Origin of the sequence: uncultured Algibacter sp. (genome assembly GCF_947487605.1) — a bacterium.
Lineage (GTDB): Bacteria > Bacteroidota > Bacteroidia > Flavobacteriales > Flavobacteriaceae > Algibacter_D.
The window spans coordinates 232,875-251,346 of sequence record NZ_CANKXK010000001.1; the positions used below are offsets into that span (position 1 = coordinate 232,875).

The 18,472-nt window shown below is 32.4% G+C and carries 17 protein-coding genes; 5 read left to right on the plus strand and 12 right to left on the minus strand.

Going from position 1 to position 18,472, the window contains the following annotated elements; translation table 11 throughout:
- The first annotated feature begins 55 nt into the window (after window positions 1–55).
- Window positions 56–610 (plus strand): DUF2911 domain-containing protein, encoded by a 555-nt coding sequence (locus Q0739_RS01065; RefSeq protein WP_298236844.1) that lies wholly within the window; start codon window positions 56–58, stop codon window positions 608–610.
- Between the two features lie 51 nt (window positions 611–661).
- Window positions 662–1,732 (plus strand): methylmalonyl Co-A mutase-associated GTPase MeaB, encoded by a 1,071-nt coding sequence (gene meaB, locus Q0739_RS01070; RefSeq protein ID WP_298236845.1) that lies wholly within the window; start codon window positions 662–664, stop codon window positions 1,730–1,732.
- Window positions 1,733–1,816: 84 nt separating this feature from the next.
- Here meaB and Q0739_RS01075 read toward each other — a convergent pair whose 3' ends face one another.
- The 3 genes from Q0739_RS01075 to Q0739_RS01085 form a co-directional block, all read right to left on the minus strand.
- Window positions 1,817–2,389 (minus strand): phosphatase PAP2 family protein, encoded by a 573-nt coding sequence (locus tag Q0739_RS01075; RefSeq protein WP_298236846.1) that lies wholly within the window; start codon window positions 2,387–2,389, stop codon window positions 1,817–1,819.
- 20 nt (window positions 2,390–2,409) lie between these two features.
- Complete coding sequence (locus Q0739_RS01080) at window positions 2,410–2,637, minus strand: hypothetical protein (protein WP_298237066.1); 228 nt, start codon at window positions 2,635–2,637, stop codon at window positions 2,410–2,412.
- Between the two features lie 67 nt (window positions 2,638–2,704).
- Window positions 2,705–4,096 (minus strand): MATE family efflux transporter, encoded by a 1,392-nt coding sequence (locus Q0739_RS01085; protein ID WP_298236847.1) that lies wholly within the window; start codon window positions 4,094–4,096, stop codon window positions 2,705–2,707.
- A gap of 386 nt (window positions 4,097–4,482) precedes the next feature.
- Here Q0739_RS01085 and Q0739_RS01090 point away from each other — a divergent pair, with 386 nt between their 5' ends.
- Window positions 4,483–5,409: a hypothetical protein gene (locus Q0739_RS01090; RefSeq protein WP_298236848.1), complete on the plus strand. Its 927-nt coding sequence runs from the start codon at window positions 4,483–4,485 to the stop codon at window positions 5,407–5,409.
- On the opposite strand, the gene Q0739_RS01095 is transcribed toward Q0739_RS01090, so the two are convergent.
- The 3 genes from Q0739_RS01095 to mnmA all read right to left on the minus strand — a co-directional run bounded on the left by Q0739_RS01095 (window position 5,390) and on the right by mnmA (window position 8,250).
- Window positions 5,390–5,953 (minus strand): DUF4870 domain-containing protein, encoded by a 564-nt coding sequence (locus tag Q0739_RS01095; protein WP_298236849.1) that lies wholly within the window; start codon window positions 5,951–5,953, stop codon window positions 5,390–5,392. The two genes, Q0739_RS01090 and Q0739_RS01095, sit on opposite strands and share 20 nt — an antisense overlap.
- 114 nt (window positions 5,954–6,067) lie before the next feature.
- On the minus strand, window positions 6,068–7,009 hold the full coding sequence (locus Q0739_RS01100; RefSeq protein WP_298236850.1) for a nitronate monooxygenase: 942 nt from the start codon (window positions 7,007–7,009) through the stop codon (window positions 6,068–6,070).
- 53 nt (window positions 7,010–7,062) lie between these two features.
- A complete protein-coding gene (mnmA, locus tag Q0739_RS01105; protein ID WP_298236851.1) occupies window positions 7,063–8,250 on the minus strand; it encodes a tRNA 2-thiouridine(34) synthase MnmA in 1,188 nt (395 codons plus the stop codon).
- 181 nt (window positions 8,251–8,431) lie between these two features.
- Between mnmA and Q0739_RS01110 the strand changes: the two genes are divergently transcribed.
- The gene (locus Q0739_RS01110) at window positions 8,432–9,832 is read left to right on the plus strand and encodes a fasciclin domain-containing protein (protein ID WP_298236852.1); all 1,401 of its coding nucleotides are present in this window, start codon (window positions 8,432–8,434) and stop codon (window positions 9,830–9,832) included.
- Between the two features lie 80 nt (window positions 9,833–9,912).
- Here the strand turns inward: Q0739_RS01110 and Q0739_RS01115 are convergent, their stop codons facing one another.
- From Q0739_RS01115 to Q0739_RS01125, 3 genes are all read right to left on the minus strand, one after another.
- A complete protein-coding gene (locus Q0739_RS01115) occupies window positions 9,913–10,659 on the minus strand; it encodes a toxin-antitoxin system YwqK family antitoxin (RefSeq protein WP_298236853.1) in 747 nt (248 codons plus the stop codon).
- Between the two features lie 169 nt (window positions 10,660–10,828).
- On the minus strand, window positions 10,829–12,736 hold the full coding sequence (gene yidC / locus Q0739_RS01120) for a membrane protein insertase YidC (RefSeq protein ID WP_298236854.1): 1,908 nt from the start codon (window positions 12,734–12,736) through the stop codon (window positions 10,829–10,831).
- A gap of 77 nt (window positions 12,737–12,813) precedes the next feature.
- Window positions 12,814–14,442: a CTP synthase gene (locus Q0739_RS01125; protein WP_298236855.1), complete on the minus strand. Its 1,629-nt coding sequence runs from the start codon at window positions 14,440–14,442 to the stop codon at window positions 12,814–12,816.
- Window positions 14,443–14,915: 473 nt separating this feature from the next.
- Here Q0739_RS01125 and Q0739_RS01130 point away from each other — a divergent pair, with 473 nt between their 5' ends.
- The gene (locus Q0739_RS01130) at window positions 14,916–15,275 is read left to right on the plus strand and encodes a hypothetical protein (RefSeq protein WP_298236856.1); all 360 of its coding nucleotides are present in this window, start codon (window positions 14,916–14,918) and stop codon (window positions 15,273–15,275) included.
- A 218-nt stretch (window positions 15,276–15,493) separates the two neighbouring features.
- Here Q0739_RS01130 and Q0739_RS01135 read toward each other — a convergent pair whose 3' ends face one another.
- The 3 genes from Q0739_RS01135 to Q0739_RS01145 are packed head-to-tail and all read right to left on the minus strand — an operon-like array spanning window position 15,494 to window position 18,244.
- Entirely contained in the window at window positions 15,494–15,721 is a 228-nt protein-coding gene (locus Q0739_RS01135; RefSeq protein ID WP_298236857.1) for a DUF3820 family protein, read from the minus strand.
- Between the two features lie 3 nt (window positions 15,722–15,724).
- The gene (locus Q0739_RS01140) at window positions 15,725–16,264 is read right to left on the minus strand and encodes a DUF922 domain-containing protein (protein ID WP_298236858.1); all 540 of its coding nucleotides are present in this window, start codon (window positions 16,262–16,264) and stop codon (window positions 15,725–15,727) included.
- A gap of 48 nt (window positions 16,265–16,312) precedes the next feature.
- Window positions 16,313–18,244, minus strand: coding sequence for a LysM peptidoglycan-binding domain-containing protein (locus Q0739_RS01145; RefSeq protein ID WP_298236859.1), 1,932 nt, complete (start codon window positions 18,242–18,244; stop codon window positions 16,313–16,315).
- Between the last annotated feature and the right edge of the window lie 228 nt (window positions 18,245–18,472).

Below are 18,472 nucleotides of genomic sequence, written 5' to 3' on the forward strand. Positions count from 1 at the left end.
TTTATTAATTGTTTAGTAATTAAATTATCTTTATACACATAAAAAATTGCACTCCATGAATACCTTTTTAAAACGCGTTATAGCTATTTTATTTTCCATTGCTATTGGTGTTTTTGCTTATTCCTACTTTAATGATGGTCTTAAAAAACCTAAAAGTCCAAAAAAAACAGTAAGTTTTAAAGTTGACGATTTAAAACTTGAAGTTTTTTATAATCGTCCCTCTAAACGCAATCGAGAAATTTTTGGTGCTCTAGTACCATATAACAAAATTTGGCGAACGGGTGCGAATGAAGCAACAACTTTTGAAACTAATAAAGTGCTTAAAATTGGCAACGATTCGTTACAAGCTGGTAAATATACGCTTTGGACTATACCAAATGATACAGCTTGGAATGTAATATTTAATAGAAAGCAATATGAATGGGGTGTCGATCATGAAACTTTAGAACCCATGCGCGAAGCCGAGTTTGATGTTATAAACATTATCGTTCCAGTTCAAAAAATAAATAGTGTAGTAGAACAATTTACGATAGCCTTTGATAATTCTACTGATAATCTTACCTTAACTATGGCTTGGGATAATGTAAAAATTGAAGTCCCTTTAAAGTAAGTTTTAGTCGGGCCAAAATTAATTGTAAATTAGATAAACATTCGCATATTCGTGGCAAAGCAAAAAAAATCGGCTTTAAGTGAACAAAAAGGAGTTTCGCAATCTGAAATCACCAATATTTCTTCCATAAACCAAATAAAGAAAAAGCGCTTAAAAAAAATAAGCAATAACACTTTAGTTTCTGCTATTTTGAAGAAGGATATTACAGCTTTAAGCAAAGCAATTACATTAATAGAAAGTAAAAACCCTAAACATTCTAACGACGCCAAAGCTATTATTAAATCTTGTTTACCACATGCGAATAAATCTATTCGAATTGGTATAACTGGTGTTCCAGGGGTTGGTAAAAGTACTTTTATAGAATCTTTTGGTATGCACTTAACAAGTTTAGGAAAGCGCGTGGCTGTTTTAGCAATAGACCCAAGTAGTACCATTACCAAAGGAAGTATATTAGGTGATAAAACCAGAATGGAATCTTTAGTAAAAGATAAGAATGCGTTTATAAGGCCTTCTGCTTCAGGTGATTCTTTAGGTGGTGTCGCTAGAAAAACGCGCGAGACTATAATTCTATGCGAAGCTGCTGGATTTGATGTTATAATTATTGAAACTGTTGGTGTTGGGCAAAGTGAAACTACAGTGCATAGTATGGTCGATTTCTTTTTACTTTTAAAATTAGCAGGCGCTGGAGATGAACTTCAAGGTATTAAAAGAGGTATTATTGAATTGGCTGATGCTATTGCTATTAATAAGGCTGATGGTGATAATATAAAACGAGCGAAATTGGCAAAAGTAGATTTTAATAGAGCACTTCACCTCTACCCAGAAAAGTCATCGAATTGGCAACCAAAAGTAACCTTATGTAGTGCTTTAAATAATGATGGTGTTTCTGATATTTGGGAAATTGTTTTAAGCTATGTAGAAACAACTTCAGCTAACAATTATTTCAACAAAAAAAGACAAGAGCAAAATAAATTTTGGCTCATTCAAACTATTGAAGAGCAGTTAAAGTCTGATTTCTTTAATAAATCTACTATAAAAAAAGCCTTAACAGAACAGTTAGAGCTTATTGATAGAAATGAAACAACACCTTTTGCTGCTGCCGATTATTTATTGAGCTTATAATTGGTATCAAGTCACCTGACTTTTAACGGCATTAAGCAATTAAAATTTTCATAAAATATTATAAGTTAACATTGTAAATACCTGCTAGGGTGAAGGTACAAATCGGTTTAAAAGATAGCGAGCTAATTTATAAAAAATGAAACCTCCTATAGCTCCAAAGGTTAACCCGCAAATAATATCCAATGGGTAATGAACACCTACATAAATTCTACTATACGCAACGACTGCGCTCCAAAATAATAATATAAAAATTAAGTTTTTAAAATAAGGTCTTAACAACAATCCTGCAAAAATAGCCACTGCCATTGAGTTTGATGAATGCCCAGAGAAAAACCCATAGAGCCCACAACGAACCGCTATAAATCGCATTTGATCCATAACACCTTCTGCTCTACATGGTCTAGGGCGCTCAAAGCCACGCTTGAATACATTTGTTATTTGATCTGTAAATGTTATCATTAAAGCGATAACTACTACAAAAACTAATATAGATTTTAAACCAAATTTTTTATAAAGTAAGAATAACAAAATGGCATATAAAGGAATAAATGTCAATTTATTAGTAATAAGAAGCCAAAGATTATCCCATGTTTCAGAACCTAAATTATTTAAGTAAAGAAAAAGTTCTGTGTCTAATTGTAAAATTTGATCGAGCATCTTAAGATCTTTAAAAGGTATTAATCTTCATATTTTGCTATTTCGTTGTCGTAAAACTCGGTGGCTAATTTTATAGCATTTTCTGTTTCAGATTCTAGTTCTTTTTGGTCTTCAGAATCAAAATCTTCAAACCATTCAACTTCATCATCCTCTAGATTAATTATAAATCTTGGAAACTCTGTATGAATTACAAAAATAGCATTTGGATGTTCTGTATTATCACCTAATATAAATTTTGGAAGAGTCATTTCGTTTTTTGTTAGATTCATTTTCCGAAAGTATTCGGAATTATACAAGTGACAAATTTATAGATTTCTAGCTACTTGTCTCTAGAACTTCGGTTTTAATTAATTTATTTGTTAAATAATTAAATCGAATGTATAATAAAACTGCTGCAGTAGATAAGCCAGCTAGTAGACCTAACCAGATTCCAAAGCTACCATAAGCTTCCTCCTTTCCTAAAAACCAACTTACAGGAAACCCTATAAGCCAATAGGATATAAAGGTGATTATAGTTGGTATTTTTACATCTTGCAGACCTCTTAAAGCACCAAGAACAATAACTTGAATACTATCACTTATTTGAAATACAGCCGCAGCCAACAATAGCTTTGCAGCAATCTTAACTACTTCGGTATTATCAGTGAGATTCTTCACATCATCAAAATCGACATAAATCTTTGGTAATATTTTGTGAAACAAAAAGAAAATTAATGCAAAAATTGTGGCAAATAATATTCCCATAAGGAATAGCGAAAAAGCTATTCGGCGTAACTCAAAATACTTTTGCAATCCCTTTTGATTTCCAACCCTAATCATTGAAGCGACACTTAAACCCATAGCTACCATAAATGTCATGGAAGACAAGTTTAAAGCAATTTGATTTGCTGCTTGCGGATTTTTACCCAACAAACCACTTAACCAAATAGCAGCAGTAAAAATGGCTACTTCAAAAAACATTTGCATAGCACTTGGTGCGCCTAAATTAATTATTTTTTTAAGCATTAATTTATCTAATACAAAGAACTTAATATTGGTAACAAAGTCCTTAGATACTTCTTTACTTTTTAGTAATAACCAAAGGTGCCCTACCATTACAAACCTAGAAATTAAGGTTCCGTAAGCAGCACCAACAATACCAAGTTCTGGAAAACCAAACTTCCCAAATATTAAAATATAATTAAGAATAACATTAATAACATTCGCTAAAATAGTGGCATACATAGGATACTTAGTCATTGACAAACCATCACTAAATTGTTTAAAGCCTTGAAAAATTACTAACGGTATTAATGAAAATGCTACTAAATCTAAATAAGGAATAGCAAGTTGAACAACTTCTGGAGGTTGTTTCATTAAGTACATAAGTGGCTTTGCAAAAAACACTAGTAAAAAAAGGAGCACTCCTAATACTGTGCATAAAAATAACCCATGCTTAAAGGACGATTTTCCCTTTATAAAATTTTGTTCAGAGTCTGCCTCGGCTATCAATGGTGTAATTGCAGTAGAGAAACCTATGCCTAAAGACATAGCTATAAACATAAAACTGTTACCTAAAGAAACAGCCGCTAGTTCTGCTGTTCCCAATTGGCCAACCATAATATTATCGACAAAACTCACAAATGTATGCCCAAGCATTCCAAGCATAACAGGGGCTGCGAGCCGCCAATTATATTTAAATTCTTTTGTATAAGCCGTTAATTGCATATTGCTAAAGTAATATTTAGACCTTTCTTTTTAGTAATGAAATACATAGATTTAATAAATACAATTATATTTAAATTAAAAATTGTTAATAAATCAATACAAGTAACTTAAAATGAAGTAGTTATTTTTTGTAGTTTTGACTTATCTAATTCCCCAGTTAGTAAATACTTTAAAATCGAAATAACAATATATAGAAACATTTAGCTTTTATTTTATAGGGATTAAAAATATACTACAGCTTATAAGTTTCAATATTAAAAGGGGAAAATTAAATTTCCCCTTTTTTCATTTATAAGATTAACATTCTATTCACAAATAGTATTATTGACTTTTTTTATATTGTTAATTTAAGACAAATTACTATGCGTTCCTTTTTAATTTTTCTAATGTTTACTAATTTTTATTCTACATTAGGTCAAAATGTAGTAGAACCCCTCATCCCTGATATTGTTAAAAAATTTCTGAATGTAAGAGATATAGCCATTTCGCCAGATGGTAACGATATTATGTTTTCTGCACAAAGCGTTATGGGTAATATTTCTACCATTATATATGTTAAAAAAAACGAAAACACATTTAGTGATCCTGAAATTGCTTCTTTTTCTGGTCAATTTTTCGATTTAGAGCCTTTCTTTTCACATGACGGATTAAAACTATATTTTGCCTCTACCAGACCGATAGACAACTCAACTCTCGAACCTAAAGATTTTGATATTTGGTATGTTGAAAGAGAAACAACTAACAGTATATGGTCTGAACCTAAAAACATGGGAAGTCCAATAAATTCTGAACATGGCGAGTTTTACCCTTCTATAGCTACAAACGGTAATTTCTATTTTACTCGTGATAATCCTGAGTTAAAACGAAAAGATGATATCTATGTAAGTGAATTTAAGATTGGTAAGTATACTGAACCCAAATTATTACCTGATGCAATAAATTCTGACGGTTACGAATACAATGCATTTATAGCTCCAGATGAATCGTACTTGATTTTTGGTTGCTATAACAGAAAAGACGGTTTGGGAAGCGGTGACCTATACATTAGCTTTAATGAAAATGGAAACTGGTCTCAAGCTAAAAACTTAGGAAATACTATTAACAGTAAACAGATGGATTATTGTCCTTTTGTAGACCAAAAGACCAACACCCTATATTTTACCAGTAAACGAGATAATACAAATACAGAGTTTAAAAAACCATTATCAATTAACGAATTAGATAATGTATTTAACCAATATGATAATGGCTTAAGTAGACTTTATAACGTTGATATCGAATTTTTGCTAAAAACTAAGGCCTTAAAAAATTAATCTTCGGAAAAAATTTCACTTCTTTTTCTTTATGAATTCTGTAAGAATTAACTAAAATCATTACAAAATTGAACACATATAAAGTTAAATGAAATAGCATGAATTGTCTAAAGACTCCAAAATGCACATTAGTGAAAAACAATATAAACGGAGTGAATAAAACTAAACACCAAGTTATTTGAAAATTAACAAGAGATTTTGCAGATTTATTAAGGCTCTTAATTTTGTCCTTTTTAGCAACCCACATTATAAAGGGTATCAGTATTCCTAATAAAGGAAAGAATAGAAATGCAAATGCAGATAAGTTTAATGCTTGTAAATAACCATTATCCTCTTTAACTGTCCAATCAACTAATTCATCTGGAGTAACATTTAAGGTAGTGGCTAATCGTTTGAGTGTATCGCCTCTAGATTCGGTTTCGCCATTTTCAATTCTTTGGATGGTACGCAAACTCAAACCTGATGTTTCAGCTAATTCTTCTTGAGAAAAACCATTTTTCTTTCTTAATGATTTTACTTGTAGGGCTAATGTTTTATTTTTCATTTTTTATAAATTTATTATTTGAGACAAAACTAGTTTCAAACAATAATTATGGTAGCGTCATGCTTATGACTTATTTACGCCATATGTGCTAATCACCTAAAAACATTGGAGTTATTAAAATTCAGACACTTTAAGTTTAGCTTCTTCAAATTCATTCATCATCTCTTCAACTATTTGAGATACAGGCTTAATATCGTGAATTAGTCCAGCAATTTGTCCAATTTCTAATTCACCTTCATCCAAATCACCTTCAAACATACCTTTTTTTGCACGTGCTCGTCCCAATAGTGCTTTTAATTCCTCTGTAGTTGGCGATGTTTTATAAAGTTTTTGTACATCATCATAAAATTTATTCTTTATTAAACGTACCGGAGCTAACTCCTTTAAAGTTAATTGGGTATCCCCTTCTTTAGCATCAACAACAACTTGTTTAAACGCCTCGTGGGCAGAACTTTCTTCACTGGCAACAAACCTACTACCTACTTGAACACCATCTGCTCCTAATACCATAGTAGCCAGCATCGCCTTTCCTGTAGCAATACCACCTGCTGCAATTAATGGGATAGTAATTTGTTCTTTAACCATTGGTATAAGCGTTAATGTAGTTGTTTCATCCCTTCCATTGTGGCCACCAGCTTCAAATCCTTCGGCAACAATAGCATCAACGCCAGCATCTTGAGCTTTTAAAGCAAATTTTACGCTACTTACTACATGCACAACTGTTATTCCATTTTGTTGTAACCATGACGTCCATGTCTTTGGATTTCCTGCTGAAGTAAAAACAATTCTTACATCTTCTTCTACAATAATATCCATGAGCTCTTTAATATTTGGATATAACATAGGTATGTTAACCCCAAAAGGCTTATTGGTTGCTTTTTTGCATTTCTGAATGTGCTCACGTAATACTTCAGGATACATAGATCCAGCTCCTATTATTCCTAGTATTCCAGAATTAGATGCAGCAGAAGCTAATCGCCAACCACTATTCCATACCATGCCTGCTTGGATAATAGGGTATTTAATATTGAATAATTCGGTAATTCTGTTTGACATGATATAAATCAACACCTTTCGACTGCGCTCAAGGTAACATTTTAAACATTTTTTTAAGAAATAACACCTGAGCCCACAAGTTCGTCATCTAAATACCAAGCGACAAATTGACCTTCTGTTATTGCAGATTGAAAATTCTCGAATTCAACATACAAGCCACTATCCACTTTATAAAGTTTTGCTTTCTCTAAAGCTTGCCTGTATCTAATTCTAGCCATAACATGTAATGTTTCATCCACATTCAACGCTAAATCTTCTCGTATCCAGTGTAATTCTTTATTATTGACAAATAGAGCTTTTTTTAACAACCCTGGATGTTCTTTCCCTTGACCTGCATATATAATATTATCCCTTACATCGGTATCTATAACAAACAATGGTTCAATAGTTCCACCAACTGCGAGACCTTTTCGTTGCCCTTTTGTAAAGTAATGCGCTCCTTGATGTTTGCCTACTACTTTGCCTTTATCGAATGAATACTCAATTTTTCGTGACAAATATTTAAGTTTTTCCTCTTCTGAATTAAAATCAGGCACTTCTTCATTAAATATAGATTGCTCCTTTGATACTTCGACAATTACACCTTCTTTTGGCTTTAATTGCTGCTGAAGGAAGTCAGGTAATTTAACCTTACCTATAAAACAAAGGCCCTGAGAATCCTTTTTTTCTGCTGTAACTAAGTCCAACTTATTAGCAATCTCCCGAACTTCTGGTTTTGTTAACTCTCCAATTGGGAATAATGATTTTGCTAACTGCTCCTGCGATAATTGACATAAAAAATAAGATTGATCTTTGTTATTATCTGCACCAGCAAGTAATTGATATAGTTCTTTTCCATCTTTCTTAATTACGCCTTTTCTACAATAATGCCCAGTTGCAACATAATCTGCTCCAAGATCTAAGGCAATTTTCATAAAAACATCAAACTTTATCTCTCGATTACATAAAACATCTGGATTTGGCGTTCTTCCTTTCTCATATTCGTTAAACATATAATCAACAATACGTTCTTTATATTGTTCACTTAAATCTACCGTTTGAAAAGGAATACCTAACTTTTCTGCGACAAGCATGGCATCATTACTATCATCTAACCATGGGCATTCATTTGAAATAGTTACAGAATCGTCATGCCAATTTTTCATAAACAAGCCTATAACCTCATAACCTTGCTGCTTTAGCAAATAAGCTGCAACGCTAGAATCTACGCCACCAGACAATCCAATTATAACTCGTTTCATTTAAAAAATTTAGGGCACAAAGATACATATTATTAAGGTAATTATCTTGATTTGTATAAAGTCAAAATATCGATGAATAGACCTTTTGTTTAATTTATTTTAAAAAATATTGAACAAAATTTGGTTTTATGTTTAACATTTTACTATTTTTGTTAAACAAAATAAATCTAAAAAAAGTACTATGAAAAATTTTGCACAATTTACCAAACTATTTTTCCTGATGGCAGGATTAATATGTATCATATCATGTAGTGATGATGATAACACGATTATTATTCCAGAGCCAACTAGTAACATAGTAGAACTGGCAGAATCAACTAATGAATTATCAGATTTAGTAGATGCCTTAACAAAGTTTCCAGATTTAGTAGAATTACTAAGTAATGATGGTGCTTATACTGTATTTGCACCAACCAATGATGCTTTTGATGCATTATTAGCTGCAATAGGTCAAACAGATATTAATGATATCCCAGAAGATGTACTGAAGAATGTTTTACAGTATCATGTTTTTACCGCTGCTGCTGTTGAATCTACTGCTGTTACTACAGGTTCAATTACTATGGCTAATGGAGAATCTGCCGCTTTAGTTTCCAATACTAATGGGGTAACCGCCCAAGGTGCACAAGTTATTCTACCAGATGTAATGGGAACAAATGGTATCGTTCATGTTATTAACAACGTAATGGTTCCGCCATCTATTTTACCTATTGTAGGTACAATTGTAGCTCCAGCCTATTTTAATAAAGAGTTTACCACCTTAATAGCTGCTGTTCAAGCTGCTGACCCTAGTATATTAGAACTTCTATTAAGCAACGGACCAAATAATAATGGTTTAACACTGTTTGCTCCTACTAACGATGCCTTTACAGCTGCTGGTATCACAGATCTGTCAGCCGTAGTAGACGTTGTAGATGCCGTATTAGCTTACCACGTAATAGATGGCACCATCATGAAAGATATGCTGCCTACATCAGGTATTGCTGCTACAGGGGTTCCTACTTTAGGAGGAAACATTTATGTAACAAATAATGGCGGCGATGTTTCAATAAATGGCACAACAACTGTAATTGCAACAGACATCACTGGATCAAATGGTGTTGTGCACGTAATTGACAGAACTTTACTTCCTCCTACAAATACTATAAATGAAATAGTAGGAAGTTTTACATCAGGTAATCCTGGAGAATTTACTTTACTAGCTGCAGCATTATCTAGAGCTGGTTTAGCAGATTTCTTCTCTGGAGATGGTCCATATACAGTTTTTGCTCCAACTGATGCAGCATTTTTAGCTGCTGGATTAGATGAAGCTGCAATAAATGCTACAGATCCTGCTGCAGTAGCAGGAATTTTGACACATCATGTTGTAGAACCAAATGCCTATGTATTCTCAACAGATTTAACAGATGGAGCAGTCCCAATGTTAAATGGTCAAGATGTAACAATTAGTTTAGGAAGCTTAACAGTTCAAGATGCAGCTGGATCGAACCCTGCTGCTGGATTAGTTGCTAGCTTACTAAATGTATTTGCAACTAATGGTGTTATACATGTAATTGATAAGGTGTTGCTACCTTCTAGTTAATAATTTTAGTTTGGTTTGTTGATTGTAGACAATGAATTAGTTCTCTCAAAATTGTCTATGAAAAAGAGGCTCCTCGACATCTAGTTGAGGGGCTTATTTTTTTTAGGGTTTTTATAATACTTATCGCCTTTTTTAATATACTTAGGCACATAAGTAAAATCTTTTTCCTCAATTAATTTACCGTTTTCGTAAAACTTCCAGATACCATCTTTCTTTCCGTTTTTATAAAGACCTTCTGTAATTAATTGCCCTTTAGGGTTATAATATTTGGAACTCCCATGTAAATCGCCATTCACATAATTAAACGCTTTTAAAACCATGTTGTTCTCTGAATACCAAGTAGAAAAACCATGTAGTTTTCCCTGTTTGTAATTTTGCTTCTCGGCTATTTGTCCATTATCATAATAAACCAATCGCTCTCCATGTAGATTTCCTTCATCATCATAATGTTCAAGCGTTAATAACTTACCTGATTTATTTTGGTAATATTTCCAGATTCCCACATAAACCTTACCATTCATTTTTCCTTCGCTTATTACTTTTCCTTTATCATTAAAAAATTTTACCTCAGCCAAATCACTATCATTTGAAAAATTTCTAGTTGCAGCCAAAACCGACTTGTTATTTATATTCTTATAAAACTTAAAAAGCCCTAGTTCTTTACCATGCTCAAAAGCACCTTCGTAACGCAACACATTGGTGCCTTCAAAATTCTTTTTCCAGACACCATGTCGTTTTCCATTAGAATCAAATTGATTGATCTCTTGCGCAGAGACTAAAGTAGTTGCAAATAGAAAAAATATTAATACTGACTTTAGAAATTTCATAATCTGAATTTTATATATAGATTCCAGCCTACACAGGAATGACAAAAATGTAACGCTAAAATTAGTTTCAAATTGTATAACAAAAAAGCTGCCAAAAAATAATGGCAGCTTTATATTTTTTATAGATAACACCTTTAACCTTGTTAAAAATAACTCAAGAAGGCTTTAACTATTTGCGTTTTTGCGCTTGTTTTTGTTTTTCTGCCTCTTCCATCATTTTCTTCATTTTTGCTTGAAAACGATTTTCTTTTTTAGGTTTCTTTTTATTCTCTTGTATTTGTGCATGAATTTTATCTTCATCAAGAATATAATTCTTGATAACCAAAATAATACCAATACTAATTACATTAGAAATGAAATAATATAAACTCAATCCTGATGCATAATTATTAAAGAAAAACAACATCATTATTGGTGAAAAGTACATCATATACTTCATCATTTTAGCCATATCTGGCATACCCTCTTGCTGTGGCTGCGTATTCATTTGCTGCCCTGTTGTTAGTCGCATATAAAAGAATATGGCAATAGATGCTAATATTGGAAACAAACTCATATGATTTCCATAAAAAGTTGAAATAACAGGAATATCTACATCCCATTCAGCAATAACATCATAAGAAGATAAATCTTCCACCCAAAGGAATGATTTTTGTCGTAAATCGAATGCCGATGGAAAGAATTGAAACAAGGCATAAAATACTGGAAGCTGAATTAAAGCTGGCAAACAACCCGACAACGGACTTGCGCCTGCCTTGGTTTGCAACGCCATAGTTTCTTGCTGTGCTTTCATTTTATTGTCCTTATACTTGGTACGAATCTCGTCTAATTCTGGTTTTAGAATTTTCATTTTTGCTTGAGATAAGAACTGCTTGTATTGCACAAAAGACAGCAGTATTTTTACCAGAATTGTCATCACTACAATAGCAATCCCATAAGGCATAAAACCACCTAAGAAACTAAACAATGGCATAAATATATAGCGATTTATCCATCCGAAAATACCCCAACCAAAAGGCACAATCTCATCTAAATTTCTATCGTAAGCATTTAATACTTTAAAATCACTTGGGCCGTAATACCAATCCATAGATTGATTTAACTCACCACCTTGCAATTCTAAAGGTATTGTTGCAGCAAAACTTTTAGTATAAACCGTATCTATAGTTTCGTCTTCTACTAAATTTTCAGATTTAATACGCGACGTTTTAAATGGTTTATCTGTAAGTAATACCGAAGTAAAGAAATGTTGTTTATAGCCAATCCAAGTAACATCCTCAATATCTTCATCGACATCGCTCATGCCTGTATAATCATCTTTTCCGCCTTCGTATTCATAATGAATATCGGTATATCTATTTTCATAAGAAATACTTTTAGCATGGCGATATCCTTTTAATCCCCAGTCTAAATTTATAGCTTGAGAACTATTAATTATATTACTTAAACCTTGAGAACGAATAGAGAAGTCCATCATATAGTCACCTTCTTTTAATTCGTAACGGTATTCAAGGTACTTAGTTTCCGATACTTTTAGCTTCATTGAAACTACAGTAACATCACCATTTTTAGTAATGTTAGGCTGAAAAGGTAAATCTTTGGTATTTCTAATACGACTATCTGTAGTCCCGAAATTAATATTAAAAGATGCGTTGTTATCTTTTATTAAATAAATAGGAAGCGAATCATAATCTACAAATTGTTTTAATCTAACTTCAGATAGATACCCTCCTTTATTGCTAAACTTTAAAGCGAGTAAATCACTTTCAACCACTGTTTCTGCATCAGAAGCTTTTGCAATGCTAAAAGCATAAGCAAAATCTCCATGCTTGTTTTTTAAATTAACTTGACCAAGAGAATCTGTTGGTGAAGTGATTGCAAAATCCTCCTGAGTAGTTACAATGGTTTCTTTTTGTTCTTCAACTTTATTTTCTTCTAGAACTTGTTCTTGCTTTGCTTTTTCCTGAGCTTCAAGTTCTTCTGGCGTTGGTTGATTTTGCCAAAGCATATACATTAAAATTCCAAAAATGAGTACAAACCCTATAATCGAATTAATGTCTAATTTCTTTTCTTCCATATTTTTATAATTTCTCCTATTTTTTTAAGGAGAGGACAATTCATCTTATCAATAAGCTATCCAAATTTAATTTTGTGTCATACTGACACCACTTTTCTTTTTTTATGATTTAAAGCTGCTTTAACAAAAGCCACAAATAATGGATGAGGCGATGCAACCGTACTTTTATATTCAGGATGATACTGTACCCCAACAAACCAAGGATGTTCTGGTATTTCAATTATCTCAACAAGACCTGTATCAGGATTTAATCCCGTTGCCTTCATACCAGCATTTTCAATTTGTTCTTTGTAATTCCCATTAAACTCGTAACGATGCCTATGACGTTCACTAATGCTTTCTGCCTTATAGACATCTCTAACTTTGCTACCTATTAGTAATTCGCAATCCCATGAGCCTAAACGCATCGTACCTCCTTTTTCTGTAATAGTTTTTTGCTCTTCCATTAAATCGATTACAGGATTCTTTGTATGGGGGTTCATTTCGGTAGAATCTGCATCGGTCAATCCTAAAATATTTCGTGAAAATTCAATAACTGCCATTTGCATCCCTAAACAAATTCCTAGAAAAGGAATATTATTTTCACGTACATATCTTACTGCATCAATTTTACCTTCAATACCTCGCTCACCAAAACCTGGAGCAACCAAGATACCGTCTAAATGTCCTAATTTAATTGCAATATTATCAGCGTTTAAATATTCGGAATGTATAGACTCCACATTTACTTTCACTTCATTTTCTGCACCGGCATGTATAAAGGCTTCCAAAATAGATTTGTAAGAGTCCTGTAACTCTACGTACTTACCAATTAAACCAATAGTAACTTCGGTTTTAGGGTTTTTATGTCGCTTTAAAAATGTGTTCCATCTTGCAATATCTGGTTTTGAATTTTTTAAAGCTAATTTTTCTAAAACCACTTTATCCAAGCCTTCTTTTAGCATAAGATTTGGCACATCATATATAGTAGAAGCATCTATAGATTCAATAACGGCTTCCTTTTTTACATTACAAAATAGCGCTAGTTTTCGTTTTAAATCGTCTGGTAAGTGGTGTTCTGTTCTACAAACTAAGATATCTGCTTGAATTCCACTTTCCATGAGTGTCTTTACACTATGTTGTGTTGGTTTTGTTTTTAACTCACCCGCAGCAGATAAATAAGGTACTAACGTTAAATGAATAACAATCCCGTTATTTTCTCCTAAATCCCAGCGTAATTGACGAACTGCTTCTATATATGGCAAAGATTCAATATCACCAACGGTACCACCAATCTCTGTAATAACAATATCGTAATCGCCAGACTTTCCTAAAATCTGAACGCGTTCTTTAATTTCGTCTGTAATATGAGGGACTACTTGAACTGTCTTTCCTAAAAACTCACCACGGCGTTCTTTTTGAATGACGCTCTGGTAAATACGACCTGTGGTTACGTTGTTTGCTTGACTTGTAGGCACATTTAAAAAGCGTTCGTAGTGACCTAAATCTAAATCGGTTTCTGCTCCATCCTCGGTAACATAGCATTCGCCATGTTCGTAAGGATTTAAGGTTCCTGGATCTACATTAATATATGGATCTAGTTTTTGAATAGTAACCCGATACCCTTGTGCTTGTAATAATTTAGCTAAAGATGCTGCGATTATGCCCTTTCCTAAGGACGAGGTAACTCCACCAGTTACGAAAATGTATTTTGTAGTACTTGCCATGTTGCGCTTATAAACGCAGGCAAATTTACAAAATTAAAATAGTTAATTTAGAATTAGTTTTTAGTTATTTGAAGCTTGTTATTAACAGGAACAATTGTATAAAAAACAGAACTAATCAGCCTTGTTTTGTGAGAAAAATTAGCTAACTTCGTTTACCGTCTGATATAAGTCATTAAAACGGACGTATATCACTAAAGTTAGCAGTAATTTGAGAACAACCATATTGGACAAATTTGACAAAGCAATATTGTTTGAGTATATCTGGAAACTAATTAGTTTCTTTTATGCGATAATGATAATCCTTTCTGTACTTGTTGGAATTATAACACTAATCTACATTTTAGACGGAATGAAAGACAAAGAAATTAGTCAAAACGGCCTAATTAAAGTATGGACTTTTATAGTTGGTTATTTGATATTGAGAAATCTAATAAAACCATTCTTTATGAAAAAAATGAATAAAAACTGATTAAATGGAACACGCTGAGCGAATAGAAAATGAAATAAAAGCAATGAGTTACGAAACTTTTCTAAAGAGAGGTTTTCGCTTTAATAAACGTTTGAGAAGAGCTCATAAAAGTGAACTGGCGAATTTGATTGATTTTGAAAATGGAGTTAGACATAAGTTTCTTCCAAACGGAGAAAAACAATTATCTGAAATTAAAGAAAGATTATCTAAAGCAATTGAATTAATTATAAAAAATCGAAATTTAGATGAACCTAACGCAAAAGCCTTATCTGAATTATATTCTGATATAGCCAAAGCCAGTTCTTCTTCTGACATTAATGATATTGTTGAATCTGGATTGTATTTTACACAAGAACATAAATAAATAATAAAAACTACTGCCAACAACGGCTATAGTTCATTGCTTCTGACTTTCCTCTCGGAAAGTCCTCGCAAATTTGCTATCTTCGGTTTACGGCGGAAAATCCTTGCGGATTTTCACGCAACGAAACCATAACCAAACCGGTAATCGAACCCATCTGGAATAATGATGTAATTTATTAGATTGTTTATTTGGCTTTCGTTAATATCGGGAAAGTTAATTCATTTAGGATACCGCTTCTTAATATTCCGAATCAAATCTTCTAATCCATTTAATTTAAGCTCGTAAACCTGAGTTAACATATCGCCTAATTTCCCTTTTGGGAAACCTTTGTTATGGTACCAAACAATGTAATGCTCTGGTAAATCAATTAAATAACGGTCTTTATATTTACCATAGGGCATTTTCGTGTGTGCCAATTTTATTAGGAAGTTTTTATCTGGAGTCATTAATTAAACAGAAGATTTGTATGCTGCATACTTTTTAAGCTCTGCATTTATATATTGCTCCCACTTTGCTTGATTTTCCTCGTTTCTAGAATAATCGGTTTCATTATCGTAACGCTCTTGTGTTTGTGCAAGTTCTTTATTAATTGTTTTTTGCAATGCTTTTAACTCTTCTCTAATAGTATTAGTAACCTTAAGTTTACCAATGCGTTGTCTAAACTTACGTGCGTATAATTCGGTAATACTAAAGTGTAATTGTTCATGTCCTAAAACATGATTTGTAGCACGTTCTGGTTTATACCAAGATTGTTCTGGATAAAAATAGGCATTCACATTAGTTGTAAAGCTAAGCACCTCGTTTTTATCGGTGCTTTTAATAGAAAAACCAAATGTGATACCCGATGCGGTAATTGCCACGGCTCCCGAATTACTTTTAGGGGATGCCTTAAAATCTGCCCAAGTTAATTTGGTGTCTTCATCCCAAGTTAAGACAGGTTCGTTTTGAACCAAAAGAATAAGACCAAAAAGAATAAGAAATTTAATCACAGAAGATTTTTATTAATTGTGTTTTATTAAAACGTTTCGAGAATTGCCTTATTGCTCAACCTCAACAATTGTTAAATCTTGATGCTTTAATAAGTACACAGCATCATTATAATAACCACCTAATAATTTCTTTTTGTAGCCAAACTTGTTTTCTACATATTCGGTAAGTGGTGTTTCGTTTGCAGACATGTACAAATCGTCTGAAGAGGCTAAACGCAATACAACATCCATGGTTAAATCGAAACCCTTTACAGCAGCACCATTAGGTGTTGTATTATAAAGTCGCTTGTATTTTTTTACGAATAAATTATTTTCGTTTTCATTATAATTTCTGGAGCCATTTGCGAATTGAAATTGTAATTTTGAAAGATGTTCGTTAGAAATTTCATCATTTTCGAAAGCTCTATTAAAATTAGTAGTTGTTAATACAATAGAAATTTCGGCTTTCTTTTCTTCAATATTCTCTTCTTGAATTAACGAAGCTAAAATACTTGTTGCATTAGATGCAAATCCTTCATTTTGTGTTTCTAAGAATACAATATTCTTTCCATCTTTTAAAGCCCCTCTAATATCGTCTACAAGGACATAGTTTTCATCTTTACCTTCTTTATTTTTTCTTGAAAAAACTATTTTTGAATGATTAAACTCGCGTTTAAGCTCATTTGCAATTGCCATGTTTTTTGAATCTGCAATAATAATGACATGATGCGGTAAACTATCTGATTTTACATGAGAAATAATTTTTTTCTTTAATAAATTGTCTTGAGGCTTCGATTGAAAAACGTTATCGTATAACTCTAAATTTGTTCCTATAGGGGACACTATAGGCACGTTGTATTTTCGTAAAGCAGAAGCTGCTTGTTTAAAATTATTAGGTGTTAATGGCCCTATAACAGCATCAAGGTTTTCAAAATCGTTATTTCTAATAATCTTAGAGACCTCACTTACTTGATATTTTGTATCGTATACATCTACTTTTAGGGATATACCTATTTTTTTTAAAGAATCTATTGCCATTAAAACACCCGAATGAAAATCAAGCGATGCATTTAAGTAAGGGTCTTTTTTAATACTATTTTTCATTCCTGATACAGAATCAGAATCCACACGATTTAATCTAAATGGCAACATAATAGCAATATGCTTGGTCTTGAAACTGGAAATACTGTCGGCTAAATTCACCTTATCGCCTTCGATTGGCATTAATGCTACTTTTCCAGAAAATGGTACTTTAAGAATCATTCCATCTTTAAGTCCACTTTCTTTTAAACTTGGGTTTAAAGCTTCTAATTCGGCCTGTTCTAATCCTAGTTTTAATTTTAACCTATAAAAGCCTTCCTTTGGTAAAACCTTATAGTAACTATACTTCTCATCTATAGACTTAAGTTCCTCTTTTTCTATATTAGGTACATTTATTTCTTGCCCTTCTTTAAGCACATCACCCATGTTTGGATTTAAAATTTCCAGTTCCTTTACCGTAATGCCAAATTTATAAGCAATACGCCATTTGCCTTCTTTGGGCTGAACCTTATATGTGGTCTTAGGTTTTACTTCTTCAACAACCGTTATATTTTTAAATATGGGTATTTGAAGCTTATCTCCTTTTCTTAATGTGTTTGCGTATAAAAAAGAATTGTGCTTTTTTATTTCATCTTCGGTAACTTGATATTTTTTGGCTAAACTATATAAGGTTTCTTTACGTCTGGTTTTGTGTTCTTTAAAACCTTGCAACTCTCTTGTTGTGCTAACCTTTGGTTTAACGGCTTTAGAAATTGGAATTATTAAAACCGTATTAGGCTTTAATTCTTTTTTTGCATCTGGATTTAAACTGTATATATCGAAGGGGGTTACATAATAACGTTTAGCGATTTGTTCAATCGTTTCACCTTTCTTTACTTGATGTGTACTGAAATTTTGGGCTTTAACCGATGTAAAGCTGAATGCTAAAACTAGAATTAGGGCTAATATGAATTTATTCATGCGTTATTTTCTACTTAGGATAAATATAATAAACTAGGTTAATTAAACCTATATACGTTTCTTTTTACTCTTTAAGACGGCAGTTATAAACTAAAAAATTAAAGAGTTGTTCAGTTTTTCTTATACTATTAACATATAGCATGCCAAAACATAACTTTAACTCATTAGCAATAAATAAAATATGCCAATTCAAAATCTGTTCTCTCCGTATAGCTATCGGTAACAATT

Excerpts from the sequence above, each read along its gene's own strand:
- Q0739_RS01065 (WP_298236844.1), top strand. The coding sequence starts at position 56 with ATGAATACCTTTTTAAAACGCGTTATAGCTATTTTATTTTCCATTGCT.
- Q0739_RS01075 (WP_298236846.1), bottom strand. The coding sequence starts at position 2,389 with ATGCTCGATCAAATTTTACAATTAGACACAGAACTTTTTCTTTACTTA.
- Q0739_RS01080 (WP_298237066.1), bottom strand. The coding sequence starts at position 2,637 with ATGACTCTTCCAAAATTTATATTAGGTGATAATACAGAACATCCAAAT.
- Q0739_RS01085 (WP_298236847.1), bottom strand. The coding sequence starts at position 4,096 with ATGCAATTAACGGCTTATACAAAAGAATTTAAATATAATTGGCGGCTC.
- Q0739_RS01090 (WP_298236848.1), top strand. The coding sequence starts at position 4,483 with ATGTTTACTAATTTTTATTCTACATTAGGTCAAAATGTAGTAGAACCC.
- Q0739_RS01095 (WP_298236849.1), bottom strand. The coding sequence starts at position 5,953 with ATGAAAAATAAAACATTAGCCCTACAAGTAAAATCATTAAGAAAGAAA.
- Q0739_RS01100 (WP_298236850.1), bottom strand. The coding sequence starts at position 7,009 with ATGTCAAACAGAATTACCGAATTATTCAATATTAAATACCCTATTATC.
- mnmA (WP_298236851.1), bottom strand. The coding sequence starts at position 8,250 with ATGAAACGAGTTATAATTGGATTGTCTGGTGGCGTAGATTCTAGCGTT.
- Q0739_RS01110 (WP_298236852.1), top strand. The coding sequence starts at position 8,432 with ATGAAAAATTTTGCACAATTTACCAAACTATTTTTCCTGATGGCAGGA.
- Q0739_RS01115 (WP_298236853.1), bottom strand. The coding sequence starts at position 10,659 with ATGAAATTTCTAAAGTCAGTATTAATATTTTTTCTATTTGCAACTACT.
- yidC (WP_298236854.1), bottom strand. The coding sequence starts at position 12,736 with ATGGAAGAAAAGAAATTAGACATTAATTCGATTATAGGGTTTGTACTC.
- Q0739_RS01125 (WP_298236855.1), bottom strand. The coding sequence starts at position 14,442 with ATGGCAAGTACTACAAAATACATTTTCGTAACTGGTGGAGTTACCTCG.
- Q0739_RS01130 (WP_298236856.1), top strand. The coding sequence starts at position 14,916 with ATGGAACACGCTGAGCGAATAGAAAATGAAATAAAAGCAATGAGTTAC.
- Q0739_RS01135 (WP_298236857.1), bottom strand. The coding sequence starts at position 15,721 with ATGACTCCAGATAAAAACTTCCTAATAAAATTGGCACACACGAAAATG.
- Q0739_RS01145 (WP_298236859.1), bottom strand. The coding sequence starts at position 18,244 with ATGAATAAATTCATATTAGCCCTAATTCTAGTTTTAGCATTCAGCTTT.